Annotated in this window: 11 protein-coding genes; 4 read left to right on the top strand and 7 right to left on the bottom strand. The window is 64.4% G+C overall.

Annotated elements, in window-relative coordinates; translation table 11 throughout:
* Positions 1-58 precede the first annotated feature (58 nt).
* Complete coding sequence (gene rlmF, locus ACODS9_RS26245; protein ID WP_489095101.1) at positions 59-1,009, top strand: 23S rRNA (adenine(1618)-N(6))-methyltransferase RlmF; 951 nt, start codon at positions 59-61, stop codon at positions 1,007-1,009.
* 47 nt (positions 1,010-1,056) lie between these two features.
* On the opposite strand, the gene ACODS9_RS26240 is transcribed toward rlmF, so the two are convergent.
* Entirely contained in the window at positions 1,057-1,338 is a 282-nt protein-coding gene (locus ACODS9_RS26240; RefSeq protein ID WP_004882926.1) for an HU family DNA-binding protein, read from the bottom strand.
* A 392-nt stretch (positions 1,339-1,730) separates the two neighbouring features.
* Between ACODS9_RS26240 and yejK the strand changes: the two genes are divergently transcribed.
* Positions 1,731-2,738: a nucleoid-associated protein YejK gene (gene yejK, locus ACODS9_RS26235; protein WP_489095100.1), complete on the top strand. Its 1,008-nt coding sequence runs from the start codon at positions 1,731-1,733 to the stop codon at positions 2,736-2,738.
* Positions 2,739-2,792: 54 nt separating this feature from the next.
* On the opposite strand, the gene ACODS9_RS26230 is transcribed toward yejK, so the two are convergent.
* From ACODS9_RS26230 to ACODS9_RS26205, 6 genes are all read right to left on the bottom strand, one after another.
* Positions 2,793-3,089: a GIY-YIG nuclease family protein gene (locus ACODS9_RS26230; protein WP_102685471.1), complete on the bottom strand. Its 297-nt coding sequence runs from the start codon at positions 3,087-3,089 to the stop codon at positions 2,793-2,795.
* Between the two features lie 43 nt (positions 3,090-3,132).
* Positions 3,133-3,603 (bottom strand): nuclear transport factor 2 family protein, encoded by a 471-nt coding sequence (locus ACODS9_RS26225; protein WP_489095099.1) that lies wholly within the window; start codon positions 3,601-3,603, stop codon positions 3,133-3,135.
* A 115-nt stretch (positions 3,604-3,718) separates the two neighbouring features.
* Positions 3,719-4,999: a CynX/NimT family MFS transporter gene (locus ACODS9_RS26220; protein WP_401106811.1), complete on the bottom strand. Its 1,281-nt coding sequence runs from the start codon at positions 4,997-4,999 to the stop codon at positions 3,719-3,721.
* A gap of 13 nt (positions 5,000-5,012) precedes the next feature.
* A complete protein-coding gene (locus ACODS9_RS26215; protein ID WP_401106809.1) occupies positions 5,013-5,681 on the bottom strand; it encodes a FadR/GntR family transcriptional regulator in 669 nt (222 codons plus the stop codon).
* Between the two features lie 440 nt (positions 5,682-6,121).
* Complete coding sequence (locus ACODS9_RS26210) at positions 6,122-7,477, bottom strand: amino acid permease (RefSeq protein WP_046854285.1); 1,356 nt, start codon at positions 7,475-7,477, stop codon at positions 6,122-6,124.
* Positions 7,478-7,526: 49 nt separating this feature from the next.
* Complete coding sequence (locus ACODS9_RS26205) at positions 7,527-8,468, bottom strand: AEC family transporter (RefSeq protein ID WP_401106804.1); 942 nt, start codon at positions 8,466-8,468, stop codon at positions 7,527-7,529.
* Between the two features lie 190 nt (positions 8,469-8,658).
* On the opposite strand from ACODS9_RS26205, the gene ACODS9_RS26200 reads away from it, so the two are divergent.
* Together ACODS9_RS26200 and ACODS9_RS26195 are read left to right on the top strand one after the other, a co-directional pair.
* Entirely contained in the window at positions 8,659-10,293 is a 1,635-nt protein-coding gene (locus tag ACODS9_RS26200) for a phospholipase (RefSeq protein WP_489095098.1), read from the top strand.
* A 14-nt stretch (positions 10,294-10,307) separates the two neighbouring features.
* Positions 10,308-10,499, top strand: coding sequence for a hypothetical protein (locus tag ACODS9_RS26195; protein ID WP_489095097.1), 192 nt, complete (start codon positions 10,308-10,310; stop codon positions 10,497-10,499).
* Positions 10,500-10,548 lie beyond the last annotated feature (49 nt).

Here is a 10,548-nt window from a genome sequence, read left to right as displayed (position 1 = left end):
GGTACTGCACTATCCTGTGGGAGCCGGCTTGCCGGCGATGCTTTTTCAGGACCCCACCATGACCCAGAAACCCACCCTGCATCCGCGCAACCGCCACCAGGGCCGCTACGACTTCCCCGCCCTGATCAAGGCGCATCCGGACCTGGCCCGCTTCACCATCACCAATCCCTACGGCAAGCCCAGCATCGACTTCGCCAACCCTGAAGCCGTGCGGGTGTTCAACCGCGCCCTGCTCAAGGCCCAGTACGGCATCCAGCACTGGGACATCCCCGCCGACTACCTGTGCCCGCCGATCCCCGGCCGCGCCGACTACATCCATGTGCTGGCCGACCTGCTGGGCGAAGACAACGGCGGTGAAATCCCCCGCGGCGCCCAGGTGCACGCCCTGGATATCGGCGTCGGCGCCAACTGCATCTACCCCCTGCTCGGGCACAGCGACTACCGCTGGCGCTTCACCGGCTCCGACATCGACAGCGTGGCCCTGGCCTCGGCCAAGGCCATCGTCCAGGCCAACAAGCTCGACAAGGCCATCGGCCTGCGCCTGCAAGCCGATCGCAAGCACATCCTCAGCCGCCTGCTGCAGGCCGACGAGCGCTTCGACCTGACCCTGTGCAACCCGCCCTTCCACGCCTCGCGCGAGGAAGCCACCCGCGGCAGCCAGCGCAAATGGAAGAACCTCGGCAAGCAGGACCCCAAGCGCAAGCTGCCGGTGCTGAACTTCGGCGGGCAGAACAATGAACTGTGGTGCGAAGGTGGCGAGATCCGCTTCGTCTCCCAGTTGGTGGCCGAAAGCGCGCAGTACGCCGCCCAGGTGCTGTGGTTCACCAGCCTGGTGTCCAAGGCCAGCAACCTGCCGGGTATCGAGGCAGCCTTGAAAAAGGCCGGGGTGAAGGCCCTGCGCATCATCGAGATGGGCCAGGGGCAGAAGCAGAGCCGCATGGTCGCCTGGAGCTTCCAGGACGATGGCGCACGCCAGCAATGGCACGCCCTGCGTAAATCACGGGCATGAAAAAACCGCGCCCGGGCAAGCCGGGCGCGGTTTCGTCAAATCAACAATTACTTGTTGATCGAGTCGGTCAGCACTTTGGCTGGAACGAACTTGACGACTTTCTTGGCAGCGATTTCGATGGCAGCGCCAGTCGAAGGGTTGCGGCCGGTACGGGCAGGACGCTCGGTGACTTTCAGTTTGCCGATGCCTGGCAGGGTGATTTCGGCGCCGTTTTCCAGTTGGTCGGCGACGATCTGGCCCAGTTGCTCCAGGGCGTTACGCGCGGTGGTTTTCGGCGCGTCGATGGCTTCAGCGATATCGGCAATCAGTTGGTCTTTGGTCAGTGCCATGGTGGTGTTCCTTCCCTATCAAATTCAGTGGTTGTGCAGCGTGCTTGGTCGGTGGTCGGGCCAGCCCGGGACAATCCAGAGGCCGCGTCGATCGCGTATGTAGATACGCAAATCGGCGTTTGGTTCGACACCGCGCAAGCGATCTGCCAGCAATGCGCCACCCAAGGGGCGCAAGACCGCGCAAAGCTACCACAGGAATCGATAAATATCCGCTGCCGACCACGTTTTTGTTCAGGTTTTTCGGGGGTTTTCAGAAAAATCGCAAAAATTTGAACAAAAAACGAACAACCGACATATACGCCAACATCTGGCCACTGCACCACCCTCGCCCTGGGTTAAACTGAACGCCTTTTGCAGCGCGGCTTTTCACCGCTCCTATCACCGAGAATTCCATGCCAATCCGTCATTGCATCGTTCACCTGATCGACAAGAAGCCCGATGGCAGCCCCGCCGTGCTCCATGCTCGCGACAGCGAACTGGCGGCCTCCGACGCCATCGAGAACCTGCTGGCCGACCTCAACGACAGCTACAACGCCAAGCAAGGCAAAGCCTGGGGCTTCTTCCACGGCGAGTCCGGCGCCTATCCGTTCAGCGGCTGGCTCAAGCAGTACCAGGACGAAGAGAAAGACTTCGCCACCTTCAGCCGCGTGGCCGTCGAGCACCTGCAGAAGTTGATGGAAGAGTCCAACCTGTCCACCGGCGGCCACGTGCTGTTCGCCCATTACCAACAAGGCATGACCGAATACCTGGCCATCGCCCTGCTGCACCACAGTGAAGGCGTAGCGGTTAACGCCGAGCTCGACGTGACCCCCTCGCGCCACCTGGACCTGGGGCAATTGCACCTGGCGGCGCGGGTCAACCTGTCCGAGTGGAAGAACAACCAGAACTCCAAGCAGTACATCTCGTTCATCAAGGGCAAGAACGGCAAGAAAGTCTCGGATTACTTCCGCGATTTCATCGGTTGCCAGGAAGGCGTGGACGGCCCGGGCGAGACCCGCGCCCTGCTCAAGGCCTTCAGCGACTTCGTCGAGAAAGAGGACCTGCCGGAAGAGTCCGCCCGCGAGAAGACCCAGACCCTGGTCGACTACGCCACCACCCAGACCAAGCTGGGCGAGCCGGTTACGCTGGAAGAGCTCTCCAGCCTGATCGACGAAGACCGCCCCGAGGCGTTCTTCGACCATATCCGCAACAGCGACTATGGGCTATCGCCGGAGATCCCGGCCGACAAACGCACCCTCAACCAGTTCCGCCGCTTCACCGGGCGTGCCGAGGGGTTGTCGATCAGCTTCGAGGCGCACCTGCTCGGCTCGAAGGTCGAGTATGACGAAGAAGCCGGGACGCTGGTCATCAAAGGCCTGCCGACCCAGCTGATCGATCAGCTGAAACGGCGCAAGGACTGAGAGGGTCGGGGGCGCATTGCGCGCCCCGGCGCACGGCCAAGGCACCGCAACGTGTCATGGGGCCGTGGCGACACCAATATAGGAGGCCACCAACGCCTCCTTCGCCGCCTTGCGCAGCTTCTTCACCAAACGCTCCTGGCGCAGCGCCTCGCCTTTGTCCGGCCACTGCTCCACATACACCAGCGCCTGCGCCGGGCTGGTCTTGAAATACCGCGCGCCCTGCCCTTTCTGGTGCTTGATGAAACGCCGCTGCGGATCGTCGCTGATACCGCAGTACAGCGAGCCGTTGGCGGCACGCACCAGATAGACGTACCAGGGTTTGCAGTCGGGGGAAGGCGCTGTTTCGCTCACGGCTCGGTTCGGTGCAACGGAAGAAGGCCGTCAGCTTAACGCCTCAGCGCGCCTGCTGGAATGCGCGCAAGCCCTTGAACGCCTGCTGGCGCACCTTGTTCTGCAACATCGGCGACCAGCCCAGCAGCACGCCCGGCATGCCCAGGGCCTGCCGCGACCAGCGCCACAGGTCGAAGCTGTCGTCGTGCTGGCAGATCAGCCCGTCACGGATCACGAAGCGCGCCTGGATATCATTGACCACCACCCGCCCGGTCTGACTGAACAGATAGGTCGCCACCCAATGCGCGCCGCCGCCGCGCTCGTCGCTGCGCACATTGTCGAAGGTCAGGGTGAAGTCCTTGGCGCGGCGGGTGAGCATGCGCCACATGTCCCCGGCATCCTGCCCGCGCAAGGTGCCGAAGACTGGATCGCTGAAAACGATGTCGTCGCTGTAGCAGGCCACCATGGCCTCGGCGTCCAGGCGCTGGAAGGCCTGGTAGAAACGGGTGATCAGGGCGCTGTTGGCATCGCTCATTGGCGGTTATCCGTGCTTGGGCTCAAGAAGCGCAAGATAGTCCGGGCCCGACTTTGGCGCCACAGCCATTTGCGCCATGAATGGTGCCGAAGCCCGAACCAGGTGCCAGCAGACCTCAGACCCGCTCGCTGACCACCCCCACATGCAACGCACGCCCGGCACCCAAGCCGAACACAATGGCGCCGATCCCCAGTACCGCGAAGATCCAGCCCACCGCGCCCCAGCCCCCGGTCAGGTCATGCACCAGCCCCACCGCGAACGGCCCCATGGAAGCCAGCGTGTAGCCCACGCCCTGGGCCATGCTCGACAGGTTGGCCGCCACATGGGCGTCCTTGGAGCGCAGCACGATCAAGGTCAACGCCAGGGCAAAGGTGCCGCCCTGGCCCAGCCCCAACAGGATCGCCCAGCCCCACAACCCTTCCAGCGGCGCGTACAGGCAGCCGAACAGCCCGCCCAAGGTCACCAGCATCACCACCACGATGGCCAGGCGCTGATCCTTGCCGCGCGTCGCCAGCCATGGCGCGCTCAGCGAACTGACCAGTTGCACGATCACCGAGCCGGACAGCACCAGCCCCGCCTCGGTCGGGCTCAGCCCACGGCCGATCAGGATCGACGGCAACCAGCCGAACACGATATACGCCAGCGACGACTGCAGGCCCATGTACAGGGTCACCTGCCATGCCAGCGGGTCACGCCACAGGCCCTGCACCCGGTAGGCCACCTTGTGCACGCCATGGCCCTGGCGCGACTGCGGCAGCCACACCAGCATCGCCAGCAGCGCCGGCAGCGCCCAGAAGCCCAACCCCAGCGCCCAGCTGTCATCGAAGTGGCGGGTCAAGGGCACCGTGGCACCGGCGGCCATTGCCGCGCCCAGGCACAGCGCCATGGTGTAGACGCCGGTCAGGGTGCCTGCATGTTGTGGGAAATCGCGTTTGACGATGCCAGGCAACAGCACGCCGATGATGCCAATGCTCGCACCGGCCATCAGGCTGCCGATGAACACGCCGGTGGCGCCCAGGGCACTGCGCACCAGGATGCCCAGCGCCAGGGTCAGCAAGATGCCGAGGATGACCCGTTCGCTGCCGAAGCGTCGTGCCAGGATTGGCGCCAGCGGCGCGAACAGCCCCAGGCACAGCACCGGCAAGGTGGTCAGCAGCCCCGCCTGCGATGCGCTGAGCCCCAGCCCTTCGGACACCTGCCCGAGTACGGGCGACATGCTCGACAACGCCGGACGCAGGTTCAGCGCCACCAGTACCAGGCCCAGCAGCAACAGCCAGGGCCGGCGCAGCACCACAGGCTGTTGCTGGACTTGCTCATCGTCGGCCTCGGCGTCGATCAGCAGTTCTTCGAGGTCCGCCTCGCGGGGCGCGGTGTTGCGGGTCAGTTGTTCGGCCATGGCCTTCTCGTGGTCAGGATTCGATGAGGGTCCGGCTCAGGTGCTTGGCCCGCTCCGGATCGCGTTGTTCGAGGGCGTCGAGGATCTGCCCGTGCAGGTCGAACACGGCCTGGCAACGGGGGACGGTCGTCATGTTGTGCTGCAGGGCCGCGCCGACCACACCGGAAAAGTAGCGGTACAGCTCGCTCAAGGCGGGGTTGTGGGCGGCGTCCACCAGGCGCTGGTGGAAGACCAGGTCGCATTCGACATAGGCATCCACATTGCCGTGGTAGTGCTGCGCGCTGTGTTGCAGGGCGTCGCGCAGTGCCTGCAGGTCGGCTTCGGTGCGGCGCAACGCGGCCAGGCCGATGGCTTGTGTTTCAAGGATATGGCGGGTTTCGCGGGCGTGTTCGACGGCGCAGCGCGACATCACCTGCACCGCCTGCAGCGGGTCCACGGCGGTGCGCAGGTAGCTGCCGTCGCCCTGGCGGACTTCCACCAGGCCGCTGAAGGCCAGGACGCGCATGGCCTCGCGCACGGTGTTGCGGCTGATGCCCAGGTCGCTGGCCAGCTCCGGTTCGGTGGGCAGGCGCTGGCCTACTGACCAGGTGCCCTGGGCGATGCGCTCGCGGAGTTGGTCTACGGCTTGTTCTACCAGGCTGCGTTTGATGAGCGGGGTCACGGGGGGTTTACGTCCAGTCATCGGATGAATTGCTGGACGATAGCGGGTTGGTGGGGGTGGGGGCAAGGTCTCAGGTGGGGATGTTTAAGTGGCTGTTTTGAGTTTTACATCAACATTCTTAGAAGATGTCGACTTTTAGTCACCTTTTCGCCTTTACGGCGACCTCCTTTTCTCTTGGGAAAAGGAGGCAAAACCGTTCGACTCCGTTCATACGGCCCCTGCGCTGCGCTCCGGGGTTCCCTCGCTCCGGGCTTGCTCCGGGAGTACGCGCCGACGGGCCATCCATGCCCGTCGCCTCCCAACGCAAGCCCTGCACTCGGCCTCCTGAAGTCGCAATCGGCGGCGCCTGAGCTACCGTGCGCTTAGAAGCAAGAGCAAGAGCAAGAGCAAGAAATGCGGGTTTCGTGGTTGGCAGTGGCGATGTTATCGCCACTGCGATCCTGAAACCGGCATGGAGCAGATCAGGCCTGACGTGCCTTCTTCATCCGGAACGCCACCCACAGCACGGCGATCCACGCCGGGATCAGCATCACCGAGATACGGATTGGCGGGGTGAGGTACATCACCACCAGGATCAGCACGATGAACGCCAGGCACAGGTAGTTGCTCAGCGGGTGCCACAGGCTCTTGTAGAACGGCGTGATGCCGGCCGCCAGCTTGGCCTTGCGGAACTTCAGGTGAGTGATGCTGATGCTCGCCCAGTTGATCACCAGCGCCGATACCGCCAGGGCCATCAGCAGGCCGAAGGCCTCGCCCGGCATCAGGTAGTTGATCAGCACGCACAGGCCGGTGGCGAAGGCCGACACGCCCAGCGCGGTGAGCGGCACGCCACGGCGGCTGACCTTGAGCAACTGACGCGGTGCGTCACCCTGCGTGGCCAGGCCGAACAGCATGCGGCTGTTGGCGTACACGCAGCTGTTGTAGACCGACAGCGCGGCGGTCAGCACCACGATGTTGAGGATGGTCGCCACCAGGTCGCTGTCCAGTTCGTGGAAGATCATCACGAACGGGCTGCCGCCCTGCACCACCTTCTGCCAGGGGTACAACGACAACAGCACGGCCAGCGCGCCGATATAGAAGATCAGGATGCGATAGACCACCTGGTTGGTCGCCTTCGGGATGCTCTCACGCGGGTTGGCCGCTTCGGCGGCAGTGATGCCCACCAGCTCCAGGCCACCGAAGGAGAACATGATCACCGCCAGGGCCATGATCAGCCCGGTGACGCCATTGGGGAAGAAGCCGCCGTACTGCCACAGGTTGGCGACGCTGGCATCCGGCCCGCCATGGCCGCTGCTCAGCAGCCAGGCGCCGAAGCCGATCATGCTGACGATGGCCACCACCTTGACCAGGGCGAACCAGAACTCCATTTCGCCATACACCTTCACCTGGGTCAGGTTGATGGCGTTGATCACCACGAAGAAGATTGCCGCAGTGGCCCAGGTCGGGAAGTCCGGCCACCAGTACTGCACATAGATCCCCACGGCCGTGAGCTCGGCCATGCCGACCAGCACGTACACCACCCAATAGTTCCAGCCCGAGACGAAACCGGCGAACTCGCTCCAGTACTGGTGCGCGAAGTGGCTGAAGCTGCCGGCGACCGGCTCCTCGACCACCATCTCGCCCAACTGGCGCATGATCAGGAAGGCCATCAGGCCGGCGATGGCGTAGCCCAGCAGCACCGACGGGCCGGCCAGCTGGATGGTCTGGGCGATGCCCAGGAACAGCCCGGTGCCAATGGCCCCGCCCAGCGCGATCAGCTGGATATGGCGATTCTTCAGCCCGCGCTGCAAGCGCTCGGGCGTGCTCTGGTCTTGCATGAAGTGTCCTTTAGGTGAGGCAGTGTTATTGGTTTTGCTTGCAAATGGGCTAGATCCATCCACCCCATTGCAAGAAGAAAATCCCGATGTTCGTGGTGACAGCGGCCATCAGTGTAGTGATCACGATGATCGACGCCGCCAGTTCATGGTTGCCGTTGGCCTCCCGCGCCATCACATAGCTGGCCGCCGCGGTGGGGCTGGCGATGTAGAGGAACAGGATGCCCAGTTCGGCGCCACGGAACCCGCACAGCCAGGCACCCAGGGTGCCCAGCAGCGGCAGCCAGACCATCTTCGCCAGGCTGACATCGACGGCCAGCCTGCCACTGTCGCGCAGGGCCGCCAGCGACAGGGTGCCGCCGATGCAGATCAGCGCCAGCGGCAGGGTCATCTGCGCCAGGTAGTCACCGGAGGTCAGCAGCCAATTGGGCAGCGGCACCTGGCCGTAGGCCATGGGTGTTGCCACCAGCACGCTGAGGATCAACGGGTTGCTGAGGATGCTCTTGCAGATGCTCCACGGGTCGGACTTCAGGTCCGGGCTGTACACCGCCAGTACCACCGCCGACAGCGAGTTGTACATGAGGATCACCAACCCGGCCAGCACCGCGCCGAGGGATATACCGTAGTCGCCATACAGGCTGGCCGCCAGTGCCAGGCCGATCACGCCGTTGTTACCGCGAAACGCGCCTTGCGTGTAGATGCCGCGGTCAGCCCGCGGGCAGCGCCAGATCGCCAGGCCCCAGGCCAGGCCGAAGCACGCCAGCGTCGCGCCGACGAAATAGAGCATCACCCCTGGTTTTACCGCCGACGCCAGGTCGGCGTGGTAGATGCCGAGGAACAGCAGCGCCGGCATGCACACGTTGAACACCAGCTTGGAGGCAACCCGGTTGAAGTTGTCGTCGATCAAGCGGATGCGCTTGAGCAGCACGCCCATGAACAGCATGGCGAACACAGGGGCCGTGATGTTCAGTGTCTGGATGAGTAGGGCGAGCATGCAACGTGGTCCCGGGAAATGCCGTTAGGGAGCGCAATCATACGTGAGAGCCGGGGGCTTGCGCCCGCCACAGCTGCCAGATGCCAGCACAAAGGGGTCTTGACGTAGGAAATTTCCTGCATATGATGCATATTACTGTATATGCATACAGTATAAAAATGGATTATCCAGACATTGCAAGGAGCAAATCATGTCAGGAATGCACGCTGCACCTGTGGCCGCGAAAGCCCAGGCCACGCTGGTGGTCGCTGACCTCGACCAGCTGTTCGATGAGCAGGGCATCGCCCTGCCCGGCCCCGACAGCCATCTGGTGCTGGTCATGCACGGCCACCACACCCTCAAGTATCACCGCCCTGCGCCACCGTCGGCTGGCGGCAAGGCTGCGCAGCGCGGCCCGGAGCTGTTCTTCGAAGGCGCCGAACACACCGCCATCGGCGACAACGCCCTGTTGCGCTACGAGGTGGGCCAACCAGGCATCCCCGCCCATCAGTCGCCGCTGCCACTGCCCAACGGCCTGAACCTGACCTATGGCCAAGTGATCGCCCTGGGCGGCGACTTCTACGGCCTGCCCGAGCGCCCGATCGCCGATGGCGGCAGCGACGCCGAACGGATCGAGCGCTTCATCCAGGCCTTCGACTCCCTGGCACGCCTGCCGGCGGCCAAGGCGGAAGCCGAACAGATCCTCGCGGTCATGCAGGAAGAAATCCGCGCCGCCAACCAGGCCATCAAGGACGGCCGGCAGCCCCATGAAGCCTATGACGCACTGGGCGACAGCCTGTCGGCACGCTGGAACCGCATCACCGGCGGTGGCAGCTTCGCCTCCGACCTGTTCCCCCTGGGCCGCTACCTGAAACTGGCCGCCAGCAACTGGGACCACTTCGGCCCCTGGGCGCTGCTGGCCTACCAGGCCGGCCACGCCGCCGCCCTGCAGCAGGCGCTGAAAGCCCGCGCCAGCGGCGCCGAACGCGACCTGCAACTGGCCTATGCAATGAACGCCTTCGCCGACCACTTCCTCACCGACCTGTTCTCCGCCGGCCACCTGCGGGTACCGCGCAAGGCCCTGGCCGACACCGTCACGCCGAGCGACGTCGGCTCGCTGATCTCGCGCTTCATGCACGACGAGGACAGCAAGTACGGCCTGGCCGTGCGCAATGCCGAGGGCGAGCAATGGCGTGCCTACGGCGACAAGCGCTACTTCGACAGCGTCGATGTGGCCAACCGTCGTCAAGTGGCGCGCGCCGTGCAGCGCTCGGTCGATGAAGTGTTCCAGGCCTTCGCCGAGGGCCGCGTGCCCCAGGCCAAGGACTTTTCGGCCCTGCGCCTGGCGCCCGACCTGCGCGCCGCCGAACAGGACCTGGTGCCCGGCAACTTCGCCGCGCTGTACTTCCAGGACGGTAAGGCGGTGCTGCGGCGCAAGGACGTCAACGACCTCAACGACCGCAACCGCATCGGCGACTGGTGGGGCTGGAGCACCTACCTGCTGCTCAAGGACTACAAGCCGAACAAGCCCACCGGCTTCATCGATGCCCCCGCCACCGCGCCGGTGATCACCGGCTGGGAGCGCCGTGAGCCCGATGGCCTGAACTGGCAACGGGGCAACGCGGTGCGCTATGCCTTCAGCATCACCGACCAGCTCAACGAGTCGTACATTGGCCCATGGAGCGGTTATGCCGAGCTCACCGACCAGTTCCACCCGAGCGTGCAGGTGCCTGCGGACGGCAAGCAACGTGGGCGCAACCTGTTCCGCCAGTTCCGCGGCGGTTCACCGGAGCTGATCGCCAGCCTGGACGCAAAGACAACGCTCTATATCGATCGCAACGCGTGACAAGGAGGTCACCGATGAATATCAAGGTCAAACTGGAACTGGCTTCGGGCCAGTCGATGGAAGGCATGCCGCTGGAATTGCTGCGTGATGGCAAAGTGATTGGCCGGGCGAAAGTGCCGGCAGGGGGACAGGTGGCGTTCGAGGCGCCATCGGGAGCAGGACGGCTGGCGGTGCGGGTTGACCGCTCGGGAGGGAAGGCCGCTTAACGCTGTGGTACGCCATCGCGGGGCAAGTCGGGGCGGCGATGCGGCGACC

It is taken from the genome of Pseudomonas sp. FG36, assembly GCF_057809275.1.
Note: the sequence above shows the minus strand (reverse complement) of the source record. Positions and strands in the feature narration are given on the sequence as shown.